Here is a 23105-nt window from a genome sequence, read left to right as displayed (position 1 = left end):
CACGCATTACTAGTTGTTTTTTACAAAAGGGTTTTCACATATACAAAAGTTCGGTACTATAGATTCATTATGAGTAAAAACTAATAAAAGGTTGTTAACTGATGCAGAAAAAAAGTTTCCGAAAATCAAGGCTTACATCTGTCCAATTAATCGTTTTGTATTACCTTGGAGCTGTCATTATGGCGACATCGCTATTAAGTTTGCCTTTTGCACACAGGGATGGTGTTCAATGGTCATTTATAGATGCGTTATTCACAGCCGTTAGTGCAATAAGTGTTACAGGATTATCAGTTATTTCAACGGCTGAAACGTTTAATGAAATCGGCTATTTTATTCTTGCCTTTGTTTTACAGTTTGGCGGGATAGGAGTTATGACATTAGGTACATTTATTTGGTTGATCACTGGTAAGAAAATCGGATTGCGTGAACGCCAATTAATTATGACGGACCAAAACCGTTCAACCTTGCAGGGTTTAGTCAATTTGATGCGTGAAATATTAGTATTAATCTTAGTAATTGAATTGATTGGTGCACTTGTATTGGGAGTGTATTTCCTTAATTACTTCCCAACTTGGCAGGAAGCATTTATGCATGGTTTCTTTGCTTCGGTAAGTGCAACGACAAATGCGGGGTTTGATATCACCGGTCAATCGCTTATACCCTTTGCAAATGATTATTTTGTGCAATTTATAAATATTATCCTCTTAATTTTAGGTGCAATTGGATTTCCGGTTTTAATTGAATTAAAGGAATATATTACATCGAAGAAAGGAAAGTATCAATTTTCGCTTTTTACAAAACTAACTACTCTCACATTTTTCTTGCTTGTTGTAGTTGGAACATTTCTTATTATTGTATTAGAATACAAGTTCTTTTTTGCAGGGAAAAAGTGGCATGAAGCATTGTTCTACGCTTTATTTCAGTCGGTCTCAACAAGAAGTGGTGGGCTAGCAACAATGGATATGAACTTATTTACTGAACCGACTCAGTTGGTTATGAGTGCTATGATGTTTATCGGTGCCTCTCCAAGCTCTGTTGGTGGAGGGATTCGAACGACTACGTTTGCGATTGTGATTCTCGCAATTCTTTCATTCGCAAAAGGGAACCAAACAATTAAAATTTTTAAGCGTGAACTTTTAGCAGAGGATATTCATAAGGCTTTTGTAGTAATCAGTGTTGCCATAATGTTATGTGGTGTCTCAGTTATAACACTAATGATTACGGAGTCCGCTACATTGGTCGCGATTGTTTTTGAGGTTACATCAGCTTTCGGAACATCTGGTCTATCAATGGGAATAACCTCAGAGCTTTCGACTATTGGCAAGGTTATTATTATCATGCTGATGTTTATAGGACGTGTTGGAATCTTATCATTCCTATTCTTAATTCGAGGGAATATTGTAAAAGAAAAATACCATTATCCAAAAGAACAAGTCATTATCGGATAAGTTTGTAAGGAGGCTAACCCAATCAATCGGTTAGCCTCTTTTTTCTTTCACGTTAAGAAAGTATAAAAGTTTGCGGCATGGATGTAATGTCCAGCTTCAGCGCCCAACCACTTGGATCACTTCAGGCCTCCTGCGGCGGCAACAGCCTCCTCGTCGGTCTTCCAGTGACCTTCGTGGCTAAGCAGGGCGCTTGCGCTTTTCTTAGAAAGAATTTCCAAACTTTTTATGTATAACCCGTTTTGAATGACACAAACTATGCTTACCAAGGAGGAGGTGAGATTAATGGCTCAAAATAACAGCAATCAATTAGTAGTACCTGGCGCTCAACAAGCACTTGACCAAATGAAAACTGAAATCGCTTCTGAATTTGGAGTACAACTTGGAGCAGACACTACTTCTCGTGCTAACGGTTCAGTTGGTGGAGAAATCACTAAGCGTCTAGTTCAAATGGCTCAACAAGGACTTGGTGGAAGATAACCATTATATTTTGGCTTTGAAGGGGTGGATTCTGTCCACCTCTTTTTCCACACATTAAGAAAGTATAAAAATACTTTCTATAGTATAAGCGCAACTAAGGCGATCGCCTGCGCTAAGGCTTGGCGCTAGCCAAGTTTTCTTTATCTAATTTTCAAAACACGTTAAACAACTATAACTTCCGACAGCCTCCATGATAGCCATCCAAGTGAACTGCATGGCATCTGGGGCGCTTTCGCATTTCTTAAGTTGTAAATGCCAACTAAGACGATCGCCAGCGCTAGCCAAGTTTTCTTTATATCAAATAGAAAAGGAGTTCATAAGAAATGTCAATGTGTCCTATTTGTAACCAGCTAAGCGTAACACAATATCGTTGTCCAAGCTGTCTTGGTAAGATGGAGGATAGTGGAAGGGTTATGGACTATTATGATGACTATAGCGCTTACCTGGAAATCGACGGTATGAAATTAGAGGACGGATATCCGGAGGACGAAAAAGAAAAACAATGTCCTCATGTTTTCTATTGTTCGCAATGCACCACAGAAAATGTGTTGTTAATCCATGAGTGGAGAAATGAATGCAATTAAAGAAACCTATGAAAAAAAAGGGTAACAGCAAATGTGCTATCGACCCTTTAAGAACTCACTCGAAGTTTGCGTTCTAGATACGTTTGTACCAAACCTAATAATGTGGTTAATGCCCAATACATAAACAAAATCTCAAGGAAAATCCAAAACACAACCAGATTAGAAGCAGCAATTTGCTCCGCTCGTGCCGTTAGTTCTGGGACAGCAAGGACAGAAGCAAGAGAAGAAGCTTTAACAACGTCAATTAGAGAGTTCCAGACAGGTGGAATTGCTCGTCTCCACGCCTGTGGAAGGATTACTTCTTTTAATGTTTGCCATTTATTCATCCCGAGTGAATACGACGCTTCCCACTGTCCTTTTGAAATCGAGAGGATTGCAGCTCTATATGATTCCGAAATATAGGCGCTAAAATGAAGAATAAGGCCGATAATGGCAGCTTGAATTCCGGTTAAGGTATAAAGCCAAGTAAGCCCGAAATATAAAATAAGTAATTGTGTCAGCAGAGGAGTTCCTCTAAAGAATGATACATAAAACCGTGCAATCATCGATAAAATCCTCGAGTTTGATATCCGTAATAAAACAATAAGTAACCCAAGCAGGAGTGAACCAAAGATAGCAATGACACTTAAGAAAACAGTAACTTTAACTCCCTCCAGCAAAAACGGAAGGGAGTTAATCATTAGTTGAAGAGTTTCGTTATTCACTTATATCTTCCCCAAAATACTTTTGAGAAAGTTCGGCAATTGTACCGTCTTCTTTCATTTCTTTTAATGCATTGTTTACTTTCTCGATAAGCTCATCTTGATTCTTCCGGAATGCAAATGCCATTTTCGTTTTGTTAAAAGGTTCACCAACAGGTTTGACTTTGTAGTTTGAGTCTTTCAACTCTTGTTGGACAAAGAGTCGATCATTTAATGCTGCGTCAATCCGTTTGACATTTAGATCCGCAAGTACTTGTGCAATACCTTTGTAGTATTTAATTTTCGCACCCGCTTCTTCCGCAGCCTTCGCATAGTTACTACCTTGTGTTGTACCAACTGTTTTTCCTTTAAGGTCATCAATACCTTTAATTTCGGTATTTTCTTCATGAACGATGACTTGTCCACCAGATATAGCATATGGGTTTGAGAAGCTATATTTTTCTTTGCGTTCATCTGTAATCGCGACCTGGTTTGCAATCATATCAAATCGTTTTGAATCAAGAGAAGAAAACATACCCTTCCATTCTGTAGGAACAAACTCTACTTTCATACCAATTCTTTTACCGACCTCACGTGCTACTTCAACGTCATAACCCGTAATTTCATTTGATTCAGCATCCCGATAACTGAAAGGCGGGTACGTTGCCTCTGTTCCGATTGTGAGTGTTTCGCGCTTTTCTCCTGTTTCAGTTTTATCTTCCCCTGTGCCTGTCCCGCAGGCAGCTAACAGCCCTACGATTAGTGTAAAAGATAATACAGTCAGCCATTTATGTTTCATTATGGATTCCTCCTTAAATTGATAATAATGAAGATAATTGCATAGTTGCAATGTCTAGCTCCAGCACCCAACCCCTTGGATCACTTCAGTCCTCCTGCGGCGGCAGCAGACTGAATTACTCCATGTATATTCCCACGCAGGGCCGAACTTGTTTGGACCGAGCCTCCTCGTTGGGCTTTCAGTGACCTTCAGAGCTGAACAGGGTGCTTGCGTTTTTGTTACATGTTAAAAAAGTATATAAATTAGGCTGCACGGTCGCTTCGATTCCTCCACAAACACAAAAAGCGTGTTATGTTACAGAATCTCCAGCGCTTGTCCTAAGCAGGGCGCTTCCGCTTTTCTTATTCCGATAAAAACGGTAGGAAAACTATTTACGCTTTATAATTGTATTCAGGAAGTTCATCAAAGTCAATCATTATGTATTATGTTCAAAAATAGCTCATTGTAAAAAAACTTGGCTAAGTCAAGCATGGCGTGGACTGAGCCTTAGTCCCTAAAGGAATCACCTAAAGGCCAAGGCTTGGTGCTAACCAAGTTTTCTTTAAGTCTAAAAAATGTCTCAAAAGGTTCGATAAAAACCTTTTGAGACAGTCCCAGATAAAATGTTATGGTCGAATTCTTTCCTCTGATGTGGCATCGAAGAAGTGACATTTGTTTAAATCAAAAGCGAGTTCAAGTTTTTGTCCATTTTGTATGTCGGATCTCGAATCCACCCGTGCAATAAAGTCTTGACCAGCTATTTTAGAATATAAGTATGTTTCTGCACCCATCAGCTCGGCTACATCGATGGTTGCAACGAGCTTGGATTCTTGTGAGGATTCGATAAAAATCGGTTCATCATGAATATCTTCTGGACGAATCCCAAGAATGATTTCTTTTCCAACATATCCTCGTTCACGTAGTACTTTCATTTTACCTTCAGGGACAAGAACTTTCACCTCATTGATTACAAGATGGCGTTCCTCAAGTCTGCCAGTCAGGAAGTTCATGGCTGGTGAACCAATAAACCCGCCTACAAACACATTATCAGGTGTGTCATAAACCTCTTTCGGAGTACCAACCTGCTGTATAACACCGTCCTTCATAATAACGATACGGGAGGCCATTGTCATCGCTTCAGTCTGATCATGGGTAACATAGATCGTAGTGGATTGTAGACGTTGGTGAAGCTTTGTAATTTCAGAGCGCATTTGCACCCTTAGTTTCGCATCCAAGTTAGAAAGTGGCTCATCCATTAAGAACACCTGTGGATCACGGACAATCGCTCTTCCAAGAGCCACACGCTGACGCTGACCACCTGACAACGCTTTTGGTTTGCGATCCAGGTATTCTTCGAGACCGAGAATCTTCGCTGCATTTTTAACACGAGTTTCAATCTCGCTTTTACTAAATTTACGAAGCTTTAAGCCAAATGCCATATTATCGTACACATTCATATGAGGATAGAGTGCATAGTTTTGGAATACCATTGCAATATCTCTGTCTTTTGGAGCGACATCGTTTACACGTAGATCTCCAATAAACAAGTCACCTTCAGTGATATCCTCAAGACCTGCAATCATTCGAAGCGTTGTGGACTTTCCACACCCCGAAGGACCGACAAATACAATAAACTCCTTATCCTTGATGTCCAGGTTGAAGTCTTGTACCGCTGTTACATTCTTTTCGTACTTTTTCATGATACTGTTCATACGAATATCTGCCATTAAATACGACCTCCTAAATATGTAAACGTTTTATTTATATCTTTAGTGTACGTATAATTGGAAAAGTCGTAAATTGTAGAGTTGCACAAAGTTTATCGAATTGTTTTGTGCATATTGTACAAATATTCTAAAAATTAATTCTTTAAAAGTAGTAAATAAGCCGTTACTGCATCGGGAATTGTCTTTACATCAAGACCAGTTTGTTCTGTAAACTTGTCCATACGATATTGCAAGCTATTCCTATGAATAAACAGATTTTTGGCAGCCAGTGAATAATTTAAGTTGCACTTTAATAACATTTTGACCGTGTCTTTTAACTCTGGTTCAATTGTATGAAAGATGTGGTTACGAATAAAGTTATAATCATCATCGTCCATTTGACTAAGTAAATAGTTCGGAAAAGAGGACGCGAGGGTATAAACCTGATTTATATTTTTCAAAGATAAAAATGATTGAAAGATCCTCGCTTCTTTTTCAAAGCTCTCAACAGAATCCTGAAATGTATGAAAGGCAGTACCAATAAATACAACAGCTTTTATAAAAAAGTCACTTTCAATCGTTTGCATAAGTCCTTGGAATTGTTGTGCAGATATAGGCTCATCTTTAAATGGCTCGATGACAATAAGAGAATATGTATTTTTCCATACGAAAATGAGATCGTCTGACAGCATGTTTTCAATAGCCTCTTGAAAGAGCTCTTGGTCCGCGTCTTTACTCAAAATTCGGAATTGGAGAATTCGACTTGGCTTCAATGGAGACTTCGAATCAGGTTGCGTACCTTCAAATAAAAGCTGTTTCCACATTGTTTGTTCGGTTGAAAGCTGTAAATAATATGCGGGCAGGGGAGTTACAAAGATTTCAAGCAGGTTTACTTCGTATTCTGTTAAGGAGTGTTTACGTATACCAAAAGGCTGATCTTGAGGGGTTTTATACCATCTATAATTATTTACAGATTCTACATCGGAAAACTCTTCAACAATGCGATCCCCGAACATTTCCTTTATTTTATCGATCATTTTGAGTGTTCCTTTCCTTTTCAATTCTGATAACATTAATTATAGGGGAAGTTTAAAAAGGGTCAACCCTTTAAGAGTCAACCCTGATGGCGATTATTTCTATTCTTTTTCTGATCTTTTTCAGTGATAACAACGGGGGGATCCTCTTCGACCAGGTCTAAGCTTTGTTCGATTTGTTCATGATCATACTTACCTGTAACGGTTCCACCCGCCATCCCTTCATTAATCATGCGGTCTACATCCATATACGCTTCTTCTTTTCCCTCGTACTGAGGTCCTTTATCAGGCATCGATAACAGCTCCTATATAATTTTTAAAGAAAACTTAGCAAAGCCAAGCCTTTGGTGCCGGCTGAGCTTTAGTCCCTAAAGGGATGACCTAAAGGCCCTTGCATTATACTATAGAAGGTATTTTTATACTTTCTTAACGTGTAAAAAAGGATTCATGCAAAACTTCGGGTTATTCTTTTATAGTATGACTGATCGAGGTAGTGAATATGTCTGAAGCATCAAATCCTGTAAGCAGCAATGCCTGACGATAAAATTGCCTGGTAGCTTTCGTCTGGATGTGGGGCTCATCAAAGACCATTGGCTTCGAATTGACCTCAAAGATCCAATAATGAGAAGAACAGTCTAAACCGAGATCCATTGAGAATTCTCCCACCGGGGGGCAAGCTTTATCAAGTGACAATCCGACATTTGTTGCGATTTGTTTAACAACATCTGTGTCGACCTGAACATCTTCAATTGATAGAATTCTTCCACCTTCCGGAACATGGGTTGTCAGTTTTCCATAGCCTGCACACCTTACACCAATTCCGGTCATGGTCCATTCATCTGCCACCTTCTGCATAAGCACTCGGAAGTCGTAAGGATACCCTTTATATCGAATACGGCTAATCAACGGTTGCATTAAGTGTTGTGTGGAAGTTAAGCAGTGATTTACAGATAGTTTCTCGAGGTTCTCATACGTACAATGTTTTGTGTTTGAGAAAAACAAAACCTGATTGTTTTTCTTTTTCATTAAACTGAATATCCCTTTCCCCTGAGAGGAAGAGGTTGGTTTGATAATAATCTTCCCATAGGCATTAAGGAAGTTTTGAACATCATCAATGGAAGTAATCAGCTTCGTTTCTGGTAGGTACGCTGCCAATTGAGATTGTTCTTTTAAAATACAATGGGTCTTCCACTTTGAAAAAAATCCGCTATTAAAAAAAGGAATCGAATGGTTGCTAATTGCATGAAGGAATGAGTGATAGTTTGGGTTCAGCTCATCTATTTGGTAAGCAATTCGATTGTACACAAAATCGGGTATGGGGAAGCGTGCATTTATCCATCGGTTGGTGCTTAGATCGTAGACAAAACCTTTAATCGAGTCTTTGTGGCAATCATTTATAGTGAAAATGAAAACAAGCCCACCCTGTGAATGGACGAACGTAGAGAGACGTTGGTACGTTTCTAAATTTCCTACAAAGGGAAGACCGGTTTTTTTTGATGAAAGGATACCTATAACTGGACCTGCTTTCATCTTGGCAGTGTTCCTGAGAGGAAAGGTAGAAGAACGTGGAGGTGCAGGAGAAAAAGGTACTTTCTCATTATTTGCACCCCAAACAATTTCATGACCCTTTGCATGGTGCACCCATTGTTTCAAGGTTTGATTCCAACTAACATCTATCATTGGATCACCGTTTGTATTCGATTCTTGCGTTGTTCAAATAAATAGATCGAAAATTCAATGGGAAGGCTCCTTGTTTTATAATCATATCCCTTCATATCAGGGTGTGAAAAGATGCTTCGCCCAGGTTTAGAATTCGCCTCAAACATCCATATATGTCCTGCTCGGTCGACCCCTAGGTCAAAACCAATTTCACCAATAAGTCCGTCAATCGTATTACTGAGGGAATCACTAATTTCTAAAGCTATTTGATGAATATCGTTCACGGTAGATTTTGGCTGACCAATTTCATGAAACAACTCTTGCACACTAAGTACACGACCACCATTTGTGACATGGGTTGTTATACTTCCATCTCCTGCTAGCTTCGCTGCCATCGCACTTACTCGCCATGCTCCTGATCGATCCCGGTTTGTATGAATACGAAAATCAATCGGCTTTCCATTCCAACTGATCAGTTCAATACCACGTTGAGCCATGTAAGAGCTCATACCATTAGGAAACTGCTTATGAAGTAATCTCCGTAAGCTCGTATATCGTCTCAACCTGTTTTTCGAATTGGTTTGGAATTTACAATAATAATGTGTGTCATCTTTCCTTTTAAACAGGTGTTGGATGCCGATTCCAAGACTCCCGTTTGTTGGTTTAATATATACGCTCCCGTATTGATTAAGTAGTGATCCGATTATGCTTTCGTCAGGATCAATGTGTGTTTCTGGTAGGTTTTTTTGTACAGTTTGGGCTTCCGTAAGGAGCTGGTGAATGTTCCATTTATCGAAAAAGCCTGGGTTAAACCAGTCTATAGAATAATCTTCTTGAAAGCGGAGTTTCGTTTCTAATGATACGTTCATCGATTCCGTTTTTCGATTCGGTAACCGATCATAAATACTATCAGGAAAAGGATATGCTTGTTGAATCCATTGATTATTTTTATAGGTATATCCGTATATCAGTTCAGCTTTCCAATCAATATGATGCGCTCCAAACACAAATGCTGTACTTCCCATTTTTCGAGCGGTTACTAACATTTTCGCAAACATAATAGAGCGGTCTTTCAGCGGACGGGCATTGGAACTTGTAAATCCTGCAGTGAAAATCCCAACAATGGGGCCAATTTTCAAAGCCTCCTTGCTTTCAATAACATAAAAGGATTGTTCCTCAGAGATTTGTAGTTTTTTTGCCAATGAATTCGTAATCATAAATTCATGTTTTTGATCAGGATGAGGATGAAAGGTACAGTTTAGCTTGTTAGCGCCAAAAATGATGGTTGCAGGGAATGCCTGCTGTTCGACCCACCTCTGAAACAGTGAAAAAGGGACATATACGATCTCTTCCTTTTCCTCAATTATACGTAAATGCTGTGGTACATTCATCACAATCTCTCCTTATGTGTAAAATAGAGATTAATTAATGGAAGATAGGGATTCGGAAGAGTGAAATGAGGTTTCGGCTAAAAAACGTGCAAATTGAAATACCCCTCTTGCAGAAGGACGAATCCCGGATGTTCGACTTTCAACTAAGTATTGTTTCGAAGGCTTTGTATTAATTTCAATAATCCATGGGTGTCCTTTCGTATCTACGCCGATATCGATTCCGAGCTCCCCAAATATCCCTCCGGCATGTAAGCTAATACATTCAGAGACGTCTATAGCGATTTCGAACATTGTTTGGATTAACTGGTGTGTCTTCTTTTTATCAAAAAAACGTTCTAAAATCTCGATACTTGGGTACACCTTTGCCCCTTGTGAAAGGTTGGAAACAAAGCGATCTTGAGCAGATAGACGCGCTATACTTGATGAGATATACCATTTGCCTTTGTCGTTCCTGTTACAAAGAATACGAAAGTCGATTTTTCCACCTTCATACTCAAGGAGTGGAATCCCTTGCTGTACGATATGGGTTTCTTTTGGGAGAAGGTCTTCGAAGAATCGAATTGCCGTCTTTTGCAAAACAGTAGATTTCATCGTATTTCTTTTACTAGAAAAATCAAGTTGAACCTGCTCGGTGTTGGTTTTTTGAACTCTAATAATTCCTTTACCTTCTCGTCCGTGTATCGGTTTTAGAAAAACAATAGGGTGTTTATCGATTAATACTAAAGATTCAATCCCCTCGTATAAGTGTGTCTCCGGTAAGTATGCAGCAACCGTATCTAATTCAATTAATATGCGAAGGGTTTCCCATTTAGATAAAAAATGATCATTGAAAAAGGCAATTCCGAGATCCTTGCACCGCTCAAAGAACTGGCTGTATTTCTCAGAACGCTCGATGCTTCTACTTGAAATTCGATTGTATATAACATCTGGCAGAGGAAATGTACTTTTGGTGATCCCGGTTTCATCAAGCGTATAGCCATGAATCCGATCTTCTTCAATATCATCTAGTGAAAATAAATACAATGTCATTTGGTGTTCTAGACAAAGCAAATAAAGTTCCCTGGAAAAATCGCTTATATTGCCAAACATCTGTATATGATCGGGCGTTTTCTCTGTCAACAGGCCGATAATTATACCTAGTCGCAATTCCTGTAAATGTGGAAAATATGTGAATGTATAATGCCCTGCTTTTATTGGAAAACAATGAGACCTTCCGAGAGCTGAAGGGAGGTGAATATGAGAACCTTCATCGATGGTGAAAAGGTGTTTACATCGTACCTGTATCCGCTCACTTCCCAACCTAAGCCAAATATTTTGCCCTTCCTTGATATCTAATTGCTCAAGCAGATAGGTACTTAATAAAATTTGATAAGGATTTGAAGAGGATGTATGAATTGACCTAAGCTGTGCAGAAATCCGTTCCATTGTTCGAACTCCCTTTATTCATAGCAAATAGACTTGCATTTATAGGTTAAGAAAGTATAAAATTTGGATGCATAGATGTCCTGTCTAGTTTCAGCGCCCAACCACTTGGATCACTTCAGGCCTCCTGTCAGGTTACGAGAAGCGAGAAGTTCAAGGAAGTGAAGTTCAGAGGACCGGAGTTTAGTTTATCTAAATGAGGACCGTATGAACAAAACTGACGAAGAAATTCGACGCTAATCGTAGGTTGACTCAGGCGGCAACAGCCTCCTCGTCGGCCTTCCAGTGACCTTCGTGGCTAAGCAGGGCGCTTGCGCTTTTCTTATAGGCAACTGCGGATATCGTATACTATGTTAAGAAAGGATTAACGGTGACATCAATAAGTAGCAATTTATCATTCGTCTAACTGAACGGAAGGTTGATATACATGGAAGTACTATGGGTTATTATCATGATGATTATCGTAGGAGCAGCAATCGGTGGATTTACAAACTTTCTAGCTATTAAAATGCTCTTTAGGCCTTATAGTCCTATAAAAATTGGCCAATTTCAGCTGCCCTTTACGCCTGGATTGATACCGAAGAGGAGAGAAGAGCTCGCAATCCAACTCGGTGATATGGTAGTAAAACACTTGATAACTAAGGAAGGCTTACAAAAGAAGTTGACTGAATCAGAGTTCCGTGATGAGTTGATTCGCTGGGCTCAAAGTGAAGTCTCAGTCCAGTTGAAGAGTGAGAAAACTATTAACGATTTCGGTTTAACCTTGTTGAATATTGAGAGTTTTGAGACCCAGGTAGAAGGTAAGATCAGAGAACTTCTTGACGAACGGTTTTCAACAGTATTTCATGCATATGAAGCACAATCACTTGGTGCTGTTATACCAGATTCATTACATCGACGTGTTGAGGCTTATATTCCACAGTCAACTCGATTTATTCAAAATAAGTTGATCGTTTTTGTGGAGAGCAGTGAAGGAAAGCAACAATTCAAGCAACTGGTTGATGAGTTTCTCGCAGGAAGAGGCATGCTTGGTAATATGATTAATATGTTTTTAGGAAACGAAAGCTTAATTGATAAGGTGCAGTCTGAGCTTGTGAAAATTCTTGAAAAAGACACTGTGGCACGTATGATGGAACGAATTTTAAAAAAAGAATGGGAAAATGTAAAGAATAGGCCAGTGGGTGAACTTATTGAGCAGTTAAATCTTGAAGAAACGAAACAGGAGGCAATCGACTGGATAGTGAAGCAAATCAATGTAAACGAGTTATTGAATAAGCCAATGGTAGAACTGACGGCAGTTTATCGTGAGCCAATTATCGGAAAAATCGTTCCTGCTCTTGTGGATCGTTCCCTAGTATATGGTGGTGATCAGATTGAAGGAATCATGGAAAAGCTCAAGTTATCTGAACTCGTTCGTCATCAGGTCCAAACCTTCTCACTCCAACGTGTTGAGGCCATGGTGCTCTCTATAGCAAGTAAGGAATTAAAAATGATCACCTATCTAGGAGCATTACTCGGCGGAGTGATCGGGCTTCTACAAGGGTTGTTGGTTTACTTCATTACCTAAAGATTGTTATAGTGTGTAAGAATCCGTTTTGTTACGGCGTAAAATGAACCCTTAGGAGGCTAATTATGAGTAAAAATGTCCATGATGCGGCATATGATTTAGAAAAAGCATTAGGTGAAAGCGATGATTTTCAAGAGCTTAAAAGCCTTTACGCTCAAGTAAATGCCGACGAAAGTGTTAAAAGTATGTTCGATAACTTCCGCAATATGCAAGTTGAGCTTCAACAAAAGCAAATGCAGGGAGAACAAATTTCTGAAGATGAGGCTCAAAAAGCACAACAGCTTTTTGAACTCGTTCAGCAAAACGATGTAATATCGAAGTTGATGAGTGCTGAGCAGCGCGTAAGTATGCTCATTCAAGACATCAACAAAATCGTTACAAAGCCACTGGAAGAATTGTACGGAACTCCAGAGCAACCAGAACAATAAAAAACAGATCTAAGAGGATGATTCACCTTATTAGGGGAGCATCCTCTTTTTCCTTTTCTTAAATGTGTATCCAGAGCCAGTTTATCATCATTTGTGTGCTGAACTTTTGTTTTAAACAGCTAAACTCGAGGTACTTTCTGAAAATCCCTTATCTAGATTTTCTTACAAAATGAGGCCGACCTCTTGTTCACTCCATATCCATAGCTTTTTTGCTAATTCCGGATCCTTTGCTCTTGAAGATACTGGAGCTATTTTTTTTTTATAAAAGTATTCACCGCTAATTGCTCGTACTTCATCACTCGATGCCAGATAGATTGCTGTTTCTGCACCTTCAGCAGGGGTTAAGAAGAAAGAGCGCAATAGGGTATGTACAGATTTACCAAAACCAGTTTTCCGGTTCACACCAAGACTAGTTCCCACTGCACCAGGGTGAACACAATTAGTGGTCACATTCGTGTCTTTTAACCGACGAGCAAGCTCTTTTGTAAATAAAATATTAGCCAGTTTCGAGTGGGCATATCCTTTCCAAACTCTGTATCCTTTAGAAAGGTAGGGGTCATCGAATTGAATTCGACCAATTTTATGTGCTCCTGATGATAAAACGATGATTCGTCCCTGTGGAGCGCTTATTAAAAGGTCAAGCAGTAGATTTGTGAGTAAAAAGTGACCAAGGTGATTAACTCCCATCATACTTTCAAATCCATCAGATGTTGTTTCCCGCTTCACTGAAACGACACCAGCATTATTAATCAAAACATCTACTCTATCGTAGTTGGCACGGAACTTTTCCACGAATGCACGGATACTTTCCAATGAGCCGAGGTCACAGATCAATAGTTCAATTCGATCGGATCCGCTTTGTTGTTTTGCTTCTTGTAATGCACGCTCACCACGCTTAGGGTCTCGGCATGCCATGATAACCTGGTAACCTCTCTTCGCCATGTTCACAGTTGTTGCCAGCCCCATCCCAGAATTCGCTCCAGTTATAATTACATTTTTATTCTGCATGACCGTCTCCTTTGTTTAGAGTTGTGTTTCCAACTGAATTTAACATTACTTGAGTAAAGAAAGTATAAAAGTTTGCGGCATGGATATAATGTCCAGCTTCAGCGCCCAACCACTTGGATCACTTCAGGCTTCCTGCTGCGGCAACACACTGAAGTACTCCATGTATATTCCCACGCAGGGCCGAACTTGTTTGGGCCGAGCCTCCTCGTCGGTCTTCCAGTGACCTTCGTGGCTAAGCAGGGCGCTTGCGCTTTTCTAATTGCTTTTATACCTTTTCAACCAATCCACAGCAAAATCCACAGAATCCTTTTGATTAAAAAGCAAGCTTGGTGCGGAACCGATTTTTCCTTCTAGTATTTCTGTTTCTTTTTTAAAATCATTTCCAATTCTCTCGAAATCTTCATCATCATAGTCGATTTCACTATACGTTTTCCACATTTGTTCCCCATTTACTGCAACTGGAGCACCTTTAGTTATATGCTTCCGTACACCTGAGAGCGTTTCAGCTAAATGAAACGATGTATGTGAATCGAATCCTGTGCCAATAAAAAGGACAGAGGCGTTAAGCTTGCAGGCCTTTGCTAAGGGTGATTGTTGACCGAATCCATAATCTAGAGAATGATTGCTCGTGATATATTCCGCATCCTTACCCCAGGCAGATACAGAAACGGAAGGATGGCAGCTCCGTAAAACCCCTGGAAAGGTTCGGAATTGCTCAGGGATCTTGCCTAAGTTATACGTTGAAGTCGTCTTTGGATCGAACGGAGGCATCGTTTGACGAACGGTTTCCCACCAAGATTCAGGAATGGCAGGATTCCCCCATTCTGATGGATCGGAAAGATCTGCAGAATGTGCTTGAAAGAGTATGGTTCCCTCATCAGTAACGGTTTCCATCAAAGCAAGGATCACAGTCTTTGCCCCACCGTTTACCCAACCAATCGATTTTAATGATGAATGGACGAGAAGCACCATACCTTTTCTCACACCGAGCGATTGCATGTCTTTTATTAACGATTCTTTAGTTCTAGGATAATCTGTTCCCTGGACAAGACTTTTCATATCCATATGTATACCCCCTGATTTAACGAATGTTAGCCAAGTATTCTTTAGAAAGGATTAAATTCATTGTATAGCATCCGGATTATTCTGTCTTGAATTGGAAGCTGATCGCTTTATTGTCAGGGAATTGACGTAGTTCTATATTGAGGTCAGCAGACATAGAAATAACAAAGGAAGAGTCCAATATCATCTAGGAAAGATTGGGGGGATTATCCTGGTTTATCGCATGCTTGTCTTAGACATCGATGGAACCCTGCTGAGAAGCAACTTCAAGATTGATCGGACTACCAAAGAAGCTATTGAGTATGTAAAGAACAAAGGGGTATACGTTACACTGGCTACAGGACGGAATTTTCCTTCAGCACAAAAGATTGCAAGAGCATTAAAGCTGGATAATATTTTGATTACACATAATGGAGCATTTCTTGCGTCGTCAATTGATGAACCGTTTTTCGAAAAGCGTATTTCATCAGAAAATGTTTTAGAAATCGTTAAAGTGTTGGAAAAGTATGATGCTCACATCCGTCTCTTGCATGAACGTTATTCAATTGGGAATCAGGTTCAGCAAAAATCACAAATTGTAGCTAAGATGACGATGGGGATTGGGGATCCATTATTTTATCCAGTTACCTTTACCGAACAATTAAGTGATCATTTAGAAACAAAACCAATGACGTTGCCAAAAATTGATGTTCAGTTTTTTAATAAAGAAGAACAGGACCTTGCTTACGAAGAATTGACTGAATTAATCGATGATATCCGAATTACTGCGTCTACGAGATGTTCATTTGAAATTATCGACAAATCGATCAGTAAAGCAAAAGGACTTCAGCTTCTTGCCCAGCATTTGGGAATATCGAGAGAAGAAGTCGTAGCTGTTGGCGATTATACGAATGATCTTGAGATGATCCGACATGCCGGACTTGGGGTAGCAATGGGTAATTCTACAGATGAGATGAAAAGAGCAGCGGACTGGATTACTCGCTCGAATAATCAGAACGGTGTCAATTATATGATTCGTGAAGTATTCCGTAAACAAATGAAGCTGCAAATCGAAGAACCGCTCGAATACTAGCGGATAATTTATGTTAACTTTTAAACACAAGCCTGACTGTAAAGCTTAGCGCTATACGGCCAGGCTTATTTCGTTATTAACGATCATAGGAGGTTTTGTGACACGAGGTGTTGAGTGAGATTCATTGTGTCAAAAAAATAGGTAAAAATCGTACGGATGCAAATTTTGTAGTTTTTTATCGAGGAAAAGATTATTACAATATTGTAAAATGAAAGGTTTTCCTATTCTTTTTCGAGAATAAGTGAGATGCATCTTATTTTTGAGGAGGATGAAAATGGAAAAAGTTTTAGACGTTCAGTTAAAGCCAAAAGTCGCAGAATTTTTGAACGGTACGAAAAAGTTGTTCATCAATGGGGAAATGGTTCCCTCGGCATCGGGCAAAACATTTAAGACGTTAAACCCCTCAACTGGTGAAGTCCTTGCAGTAGTGAGTGATGCAGGTGAAGAAGATGTAGATCGTGCAGTAAATGCTGCACGTAAAGCATTTGATGAAGGACCTTGGACAAAGATGAGTGCAGCCTCGAGAAGTCGTTTGATTTATAAGCTTGCAGATCTAATGGAAGAAAATAAAGAAGAACTAGCACAATTAGACACACTCGATAACGGGAAACCGATTCGTGAGACGATGAATGCCGACGTTCCGTTAGCAATCGAACATTTTCGCTATTATGCTGGTTGGTCGACAAAAATTGTTGGACAGACCATTCCGGTATCGGGTAAGTATTTCAATTATACACGTCATGAACCTTTAGGAGTCGTAGGCCAGATTATCCCTTGGAACTTCCCGCTTTTAATGGCGGCCTGGAAACTTGGAGCGGCCCTAGCTAGTGGATGTACTGTTGTGTTAAAGCCTGCTGAACAAACACCATTATCCGTATTATATCTAGCGGAATTAATGCAAGAAGTAGGATTCCCTGAAGGTGTTGTCAACATTATTACAGGATATGGTGAAACAACAGGTGCACCGCTCGTTGAACATAAGCTTGTCAATAAGATTGCTTTTACCGGTTCAACAGAAGTAGGGAAGATGATCATGCGTACAGCTGCGGATGACATGAAACGGGTAACACTTGAACTTGGTGGGAAATCGCCAAACATTATCCTCCCAGATGCCGATATGACAAAGGCAATCCCAGGAGCGATGATGGGAATTATGTTTAACCAAGGACAAGTATGCTGTGCAGGATCCCGTCTCTATATTCAAAAAAAGGAATTCGATAATGTTGTAGCTGATCTCGTTTCCCATTCAGAAAAAATCAAGCAAGGTGTAGGGCTAGATCCTGATACAGAAATGGGACCTCTTGTATCTGAAGAACAACATAATCGCGTAATGAGTTATATTGAAAAAGGAAAGAGTGAAGGTGCAGAAGTTGTCACTGGTGGAACGAAACCGTTTGATCAAGGGTATTTCGTGTCACCAACGGTTTTTGCTGATGTAAATGATTCGATGTCGATTGCAAAGGAAGAAATTTTCGGTCCTGTTGTAGCGGCAATGCCGTTTGATGACCTTGATGACGTTATTAATCGTGCAAACCTATCTGATTATGGACTCGCTGCGGGTGTATGGACAGAGAATGTACGAAATGCCCATTATGTTGCTAACCGCTTAAAAGCTGGAACAGTATGGGTTAACTGCTACAATGTCTTCGATGCCGCATCACCATTTGGTGGGTACAAACAATCAGGGATCGGACGAGAAATGGGTTCTTACGCCCTTGATAATTACACAGAGGTAAAGAGTGTCTGGATCAATATGGGATAATTGAATAACTTAAAACCGGGCATATCCAAAAAGGACATGCCCGGTTTTTTAATACGTTAAGACAGTATAAAGTTTTGCTGCATTGATGCAATGTCTAGCTCCAGCGCCCAACCCCTTGGTTCACTTCAGTCCCCTTCCGGCGGCAACAGCCTCCTCAGTGGCCTTCCAGTGACCTTTGTGGCTTCCCAGGGCGCTTGCGCTTTTCTAAGTAGGATTACTAAAGTTAAATGTTTTTTTCGATATAGTTAGGGTATCTTATGAATAAAAGGCCAAAGGAGGAATCATAATCGTGAAGCGAATTTTGTCGGTGCTATTGTTATCATTTGGTTTATTAATCGGATTGGCTGCCTGTGGTGGTGGCGGTGAGGAAGAGGGTTCTGAGCCACCAACTGAATCTGACGGCGGTGGTGAAAGTACGACAGTCGATGTAGAAGCAGCTAAAGCAAGCTTCCAACAAAGCTGTGCATCTTGTCACGGGAACAACCTTAGAGGGGAAGGTAATGCCCCTGCACTTGATACCATCGGAAAAGAACATACCCAAGAGGAAATCTTAGCACAAATCAAAAACGGTGGTGGCGGAATGCCTCCGAATCTTCTTGAAGGAGAAGAAGCAGAAAATGTTGCAGCATGGCTAGCGAGTAAGAAGTAAAAAGGAAAATAAAAAATCAGACCATCCAATTACATAAACCAAATGGATACGGTCTGATTTTTTATTTCAAGATTCTTTCACAAACACAAAGAGGTGTTTTGAATGAAAGAAGATAGATGGCACGAATAAGGAGGAATCGTTCCCTTTTTGTACGCAAGAAGCAGCTCGTAGGCACGAATAAGGAGGATTCATCCCCTTTTAGTACAAGATGCAGCACAAGAATACAGCCCTCGGTCACGGTATGAGTATTGATGGATGGAGGAGGAGATCCCTCTGTACCTCCGAAGTTTTCCTGCGAAATCTGTGGAGGCGAAATGTCCTGAGTACTACAAAGGAAAACATGGCGTAGATTACAAGCTATCGGATGTGCTTTGAACAAAAAAGGACCTGAGTGGAGGTGTTCTTCCTTCACTCAGGTTTTTCTTATCGATGGAATAACACGAGTTCTCCTGCAGGTGAGGTTACTCTACTCGTATGGTTCTCATAGTTGTTTTCCTCTAAAATTTTCTGTCCAGTCTTTTTCGCTTCATTATTGTCAGCCGCTTCGAATGACTCTTCATAAATCTTTTCGCCACTTTTTTCAAAAACAGTTACGATGTACATTTTCATGATGGTCCTCCTTCATCTGCTTGCTATTCTTATCTTATATTATAATTCTTTCTGTTACTTTTTGAAAGATTGACGATATATAATGGATTCCTATTTAACGAATAGAATAGATAACTATGAAACCTTTTCCATTTAGCGTCGTTATATACATTGAGAGGAGAGAAAGTCATGAGCTTAAATATTGAATCTGTTACGAAGAAATTCGGAAGCTTTACTGCAGTAGATGATTTGTCGTTTAACATACCAGAGGATCAAATCTTTGGTTTGTTAGGAGCGAATGGGGCAGGAAAGACAACAACGTTTCGAATGATGATCGGACTACTAAACCCAACAATGGGGGCAATTACTTGGGATGGACGCCCTTTAACAGAAAAAACGTCCCACGTAATCGGATATTTCCCAGAGGAAAGAGGGCTATATCCGAATTTAAAGGTATCTGATCAACTTTTGTATTTAGGTCGTCTAAAAGGAATGAGCAAACAAGAAATCCGCATTCAAGTGAAGAAATGGTTGGAACGGTTCAAAGTACCAGAATACGAGAATAAAAAGATAGAAGAATTATCGAAAGGAAATCAGCAAAAAATACAGTTCATCGCTGCTGTTCTTCATAAACCGAAATTATTGATCCTAGATGAGCCATTCAGCGGACTTGATCCAGTCAATGTTGAACTTTTAAAAGAGGCCGTTGTCGAGTTAAAACGTGAAGGGACAACAATCGTGTTCTCGAGCCATCGAATGGAACATGTAGAGGAGCTTTGCGAGTATCTTTGCATTCTACATAAGGGGAAGCCGGTTGTTCATGGTTCTCTAAAAGATGTAAAGCGTTCGTTTGGGAAAAAGAATGTAACGGTTTATGCAGATTTTGATCTTGAGTACTTACAAGAACTATCGGGTGTGACACGCTTTAAAAAGGTGACGGAAGGTGCATTCCTTCAAGTAGAGAATGAGGATGTTTCCCAACGAATTTTTGAAATGATTAGTAAAAAAGGTTTTGTTCGAAAATTCGAGCTTGAAGAGCCTTCCTTGAACGATATTTTTATTGAAAAAGTAGGTGCCTCTTATGAATAAATTGCTTATCGTCTTAATGCACACATATAAAACCCGTATAAAGTCTAAAGCCTTCATCACAACGACAATCATATCATTGCTATTAATCGTTGGGCTTACAAACATGCAATCGATAATTGGGGCTTTTAACGATGAAGAAAAGATAACAATAGCTGTCTTAGATAAAAGCGGGGAGCTCTATGAACCGTTTGCTGAGCAGTTTAAGATTGCAAAGGTAGAAGATTTAGAAGTTGTAAAGGCCAATAAAAGTGAGCAGGAGCTGATCGACAAAGTTCAAGATGGCGATTATGACGCATTGCTTGTCCTTCAAAAAAACAGTCAGAATATGCCTGAGGCAACGTTTAAAGCGGAAACCGTTTCCGGCGCAGGTTGGATCGATACGCTTGAACAGACCCTCCAACAAACGAAGACTGTCCTTGCTACGAAAAATTTAGGGGTTGATCCGGGGCAGGTTGCAGAAATCTATGCACCAGTAAGCTTTGATACTGTAGCTTTAAAGGACAGTGCAAAATCGGAAGAAGAATTGAATCAAGCAAGGTCCATTGTATATGTCTTATTGTTCTTAATCTATTTTTTCGTTATTTTTTATGGAAGTATGATTTCGACGGAAGTGGCTACCGAAAAATCATCACGGGTGATGGAAATATTAATTTCGAGCGTTTCACCGGTTAAGCAGATGTACGGTAAAATTTTTGGTGTTGCTCTTGTTGGCTTGACACAGCTTGCGCTTATCTTTATGGTTGGGTTTATTTCCATAAAAAGTGCTGCAAAAGGTGAACATTCAGGATCTACAATAGATAGTTTCAGTTCCTACATTCAGCTGGACCAACTACCGATTTCAACGGTTATTTATGCAATTGTATTCTTTCTACTTGGGTTCTTACTTTATGCGACCCTGCTAGCAATGCTTGGATCACTCGTTAACAAGGTAGAGGAAGCGAACCAAGTGATTACACCAGTCATTTTACTTATTGTGGTGGCATTTATGATTGCAATGTCCGGACTAGCAGCTCCTGATGCATCATTTGTTACTATAACATCGTTTATTCCTTTCTTCACTCCGATGATTATGTTTCTGAGGGCAGGAATGTTAAATATTCCAATTTGGGAAGTGATGCTCGGTATTGGTATCCTTATTGCAACAATCGCTCTTTTTGCTGTCATAGCGGCAAAGGTATATCGTGGAGGAGTATTAATGTATGGAAGTGCAACCTCATTTAAGAATTTGAAAAAAGCGTTACAGCTCTCGAAAAAATAAATAGTTGAATGTGAAAAAACTGACTCAGAAAGGACGGGCGGTTTCCCCAAAAATGTTTTGGTGATCCGTACCCTGATCTTTGTGTCAGTTTTTTGATTTTTAATAAAAGGTAACCAGATAGAGCAAAACTTTAGGGAAATCACCACGCTAACGAACAAACGCTCGTATTAAATGTGGTAAAATAAGAGCAAGCATATTTCGGAAGGGTTGGTGCTAAACATTGACCACTATACGGTTTATACATACAGCTGATTTACACATTGATACTCCTTTTATAGGTCTTAGTAATCTCCCGAAAACGATTTTAGAACAGGTGAAAAAGAGTACGTTCACATCGTTTGGACGGATTGTTGCGAAGGCAATTTCTGAAAGGGTCGATTTTATCGTAATCGCAGGGGATTTATATAATGGAGCAAACCGAGGATTGACCGCTCAGATGTTTCTTAGGAATGAGTTTCAAAGGCTCGCCGATCATGGAATTCAAGTTTATATCATTCACGGGAATCATGATCATTTATCGGGTGAATGGGCCCAAATAACATGGCCAGAAAACGTTCATTATTTTAATGGACCTACACCGTCTATGATTCCGTATACACGGGAGGGAGAGGTTCTTGCTCATTTATATGGCTACAGCTATCCCAAACGTGCTGTAACGGAAAATATCGCATCACACTATAACAGGGTGGAGGGTGCGCCCTATCATATTGCTCTTTTACATGGAACTGCCGGAGGATCAACTGAGCACGCAAATTATGCACCATTCTTGGTTAGTGAGCTTAATCAACAACCGTTTGATTATTGGGCTCTAGGCCATATCCATAAGCAGAAAGTCCTCCATGAAGATCCTACCATTATCTATCCCGGTAACATCCAAGGGTTAAACCCGAAAGAGACCGGAAAAAAAGGATGTTTTCTTGTTGAATTATCGAATTACAAAACAACCCACACATTTTATGAAACTTCCCCAATAGGTTGGGAAATACTTGAACTAGATATTGACGATATGAATGAGGTCGATGAATTAATTCAATTTTTACAAAAGGAAAAAAACATAATTCGTCGTTCTCAGAGAAATGCAATCATTACGATAAAGCTATCAGGCGGTGCAGCTGTTCTTGAGTATTTGAGTAAAAGGTCTGCCGTAGATGAATTGGTACAAATTCTTCAGGATGGTGAGGATGAAGAGGGAGTTTTTGTTTGGATCCACCGTATCACAGTAGCAGAGAACAGGAAAAACATAGCGGATATTGCAGAATCACACTTTGTTAATGAAATCATTTCAGTAATTGAGGAAACGGACAATTTAAAAGAAGTTCTTTCCCCTTTATATAAGCATCGTATAGCAAGAAAGTTTTTGGATAAAGATGATCTTGAAGAACAAGAAATACTAGAAGAAGCAAGACGACTATTGCTAGATTCAATGATACAGACGTAGGAAAG

General features: G+C 39.7%; 22 protein-coding genes. 11 read left to right on the top strand and 11 right to left on the bottom strand.

Features of this window, described 5'->3' with window-relative positions:
- Positions 1–101: 101 nt before the first annotated feature.
- From NON16_RS12595 to NON16_RS12585, 3 genes are all read left to right on the top strand, one after another.
- Positions 102–1448 (top strand): TrkH family potassium uptake protein, encoded by a 1347-nt coding sequence (locus NON16_RS12595; RefSeq protein WP_257349475.1) that lies wholly within the window; start codon positions 102–104, stop codon positions 1446–1448.
- Between the two features lie 282 nt (positions 1449–1730).
- Positions 1731–1925 (top strand): alpha/beta-type small acid-soluble spore protein, encoded by a 195-nt coding sequence (locus NON16_RS12590; RefSeq protein WP_257349474.1) that lies wholly within the window; start codon positions 1731–1733, stop codon positions 1923–1925.
- A 323-nt stretch (positions 1926–2248) separates the two neighbouring features.
- A complete protein-coding gene (locus NON16_RS12585; protein ID WP_257349473.1) occupies positions 2249–2509 on the top strand; it encodes a hypothetical protein in 261 nt (86 codons plus the stop codon).
- Between the two features lie 47 nt (positions 2510–2556).
- Here NON16_RS12585 and NON16_RS12580 read toward each other — a convergent pair whose 3' ends face one another.
- The 8 genes from NON16_RS12580 to NON16_RS12545 all read right to left on the bottom strand — a co-directional run bounded on the left by NON16_RS12580 (position 2557) and on the right by NON16_RS12545 (position 11182).
- Entirely contained in the window at positions 2557–3213 is a 657-nt protein-coding gene (locus NON16_RS12580; protein ID WP_257349472.1) for an amino acid ABC transporter permease, read from the bottom strand.
- The gene (locus NON16_RS12575; RefSeq protein WP_257349471.1) at positions 3206–3988 is read right to left on the bottom strand and encodes a transporter substrate-binding domain-containing protein; all 783 of its coding nucleotides are present in this window, start codon (positions 3986–3988) and stop codon (positions 3206–3208) included. Before NON16_RS12575 ends, NON16_RS12580 begins: the two co-directional genes overlap by 8 nt.
- Positions 3989–4593: 605 nt before the next feature.
- The gene (locus NON16_RS12570) at positions 4594–5694 is read right to left on the bottom strand and encodes an ABC transporter ATP-binding protein (protein WP_257349470.1); all 1101 of its coding nucleotides are present in this window, start codon (positions 5692–5694) and stop codon (positions 4594–4596) included.
- A gap of 134 nt (positions 5695–5828) precedes the next feature.
- Positions 5829–6710: a PucR family transcriptional regulator gene (locus tag NON16_RS12565; protein WP_257349469.1), complete on the bottom strand. Its 882-nt coding sequence runs from the start codon at positions 6708–6710 to the stop codon at positions 5829–5831.
- Between the two features lie 77 nt (positions 6711–6787).
- On the bottom strand, positions 6788–7000 hold the full coding sequence (locus NON16_RS12560; protein ID WP_257349468.1) for a hypothetical protein: 213 nt from the start codon (positions 6998–7000) through the stop codon (positions 6788–6790).
- 169 nt (positions 7001–7169) lie between these two features.
- A complete protein-coding gene (locus NON16_RS12555) occupies positions 7170–8387 on the bottom strand; it encodes a YheC/YheD family endospore coat-associated protein (protein ID WP_257349467.1) in 1218 nt (405 codons plus the stop codon).
- Positions 8384–9757: a YheC/YheD family endospore coat-associated protein gene (locus NON16_RS12550; protein WP_257349466.1), complete on the bottom strand. Its 1374-nt coding sequence runs from the start codon at positions 9755–9757 to the stop codon at positions 8384–8386. The genes NON16_RS12555 and NON16_RS12550 overlap by 4 nt, the downstream gene beginning before the upstream one ends.
- A gap of 30 nt (positions 9758–9787) precedes the next feature.
- Positions 9788–11182, bottom strand: coding sequence for a YheC/YheD family endospore coat-associated protein (locus tag NON16_RS12545; protein WP_257349464.1), 1395 nt, complete (start codon positions 11180–11182; stop codon positions 9788–9790).
- A gap of 424 nt (positions 11183–11606) precedes the next feature.
- Here NON16_RS12545 and NON16_RS12540 point away from each other — a divergent pair, with 424 nt between their 5' ends.
- Together NON16_RS12540 and NON16_RS12535 are read left to right on the top strand one after the other, a co-directional pair.
- The gene (locus tag NON16_RS12540; protein WP_257349463.1) at positions 11607–12746 is read left to right on the top strand and encodes a DUF445 domain-containing protein; all 1140 of its coding nucleotides are present in this window, start codon (positions 11607–11609) and stop codon (positions 12744–12746) included.
- Positions 12747–12811: 65 nt separating this feature from the next.
- Positions 12812–13174: a YlbF/YmcA family competence regulator gene (locus NON16_RS12535; protein WP_257349462.1), complete on the top strand. Its 363-nt coding sequence runs from the start codon at positions 12812–12814 to the stop codon at positions 13172–13174.
- Between the two features lie 162 nt (positions 13175–13336).
- Here NON16_RS12535 and NON16_RS12530 read toward each other — a convergent pair whose 3' ends face one another.
- Both NON16_RS12530 and NON16_RS12525 read right to left on the bottom strand, forming a co-directional pair.
- Positions 13337–14182 carry an SDR family oxidoreductase gene (locus tag NON16_RS12530; protein ID WP_257349461.1) on the bottom strand — a complete coding sequence of 282 codons (846 nt, stop codon included), beginning with the start codon at positions 14180–14182 and terminating at the stop codon, positions 13337–13339.
- Positions 14183–14437: 255 nt separating this feature from the next.
- Positions 14438–15247, bottom strand: coding sequence for an AAC(3) family N-acetyltransferase (locus NON16_RS12525; RefSeq protein ID WP_257349459.1), 810 nt, complete (start codon positions 15245–15247; stop codon positions 14438–14440).
- A 220-nt stretch (positions 15248–15467) separates the two neighbouring features.
- Here NON16_RS12525 and NON16_RS12520 point away from each other — a divergent pair, with 220 nt between their 5' ends.
- From NON16_RS12520 to NON16_RS12510, 3 genes are all read left to right on the top strand, one after another.
- The gene (locus tag NON16_RS12520; RefSeq protein ID WP_257349458.1) at positions 15468–16316 is read left to right on the top strand and encodes a Cof-type HAD-IIB family hydrolase; all 849 of its coding nucleotides are present in this window, start codon (positions 15468–15470) and stop codon (positions 16314–16316) included.
- Between the two features lie 274 nt (positions 16317–16590).
- A complete protein-coding gene (locus NON16_RS12515; protein ID WP_257349456.1) occupies positions 16591–18078 on the top strand; it encodes an aldehyde dehydrogenase family protein in 1488 nt (495 codons plus the stop codon).
- Positions 18079–18367: 289 nt separating this feature from the next.
- Entirely contained in the window at positions 18368–18727 is a 360-nt protein-coding gene (locus NON16_RS12510; RefSeq protein ID WP_257349455.1) for a c-type cytochrome, read from the top strand.
- Positions 18728–19150: 423 nt separating this feature from the next.
- On the opposite strand, the gene NON16_RS12505 is transcribed toward NON16_RS12510, so the two are convergent.
- The gene (locus NON16_RS12505; protein ID WP_257349454.1) at positions 19151–19336 is read right to left on the bottom strand and encodes a YhzD family protein; all 186 of its coding nucleotides are present in this window, start codon (positions 19334–19336) and stop codon (positions 19151–19153) included.
- 168 nt (positions 19337–19504) lie between these two features.
- Here NON16_RS12505 and NON16_RS12500 point away from each other — a divergent pair, with 168 nt between their 5' ends.
- The 3 genes from NON16_RS12500 to NON16_RS12490 all read left to right on the top strand — a co-directional run bounded on the left by NON16_RS12500 (position 19505) and on the right by NON16_RS12490 (position 23100).
- Entirely contained in the window at positions 19505–20404 is a 900-nt protein-coding gene (locus tag NON16_RS12500) for an ABC transporter ATP-binding protein (protein WP_257349453.1), read from the top strand.
- Positions 20397–21662, top strand: coding sequence for an ABC transporter permease (locus NON16_RS12495; protein WP_257349452.1), 1266 nt, complete (start codon positions 20397–20399; stop codon positions 21660–21662). The genes NON16_RS12500 and NON16_RS12495 overlap by 8 nt, the downstream gene beginning before the upstream one ends.
- Before the next feature lie 220 nt (positions 21663–21882).
- Entirely contained in the window at positions 21883–23100 is a 1218-nt protein-coding gene (locus NON16_RS12490; RefSeq protein ID WP_257349450.1) for a metallophosphoesterase family protein, read from the top strand.
- Positions 23101–23105 lie beyond the last annotated feature (5 nt).

This window comes from Pseudalkalibacillus decolorationis (genome assembly GCF_024609785.1).
Classification (GTDB): Bacteria; Bacillota; Bacilli; order Bacillales; family Fictibacillaceae; genus Pseudalkalibacillus; species Pseudalkalibacillus decolorationis.
This window is presented reverse-complemented; position numbering and strand designations above follow the sequence as displayed.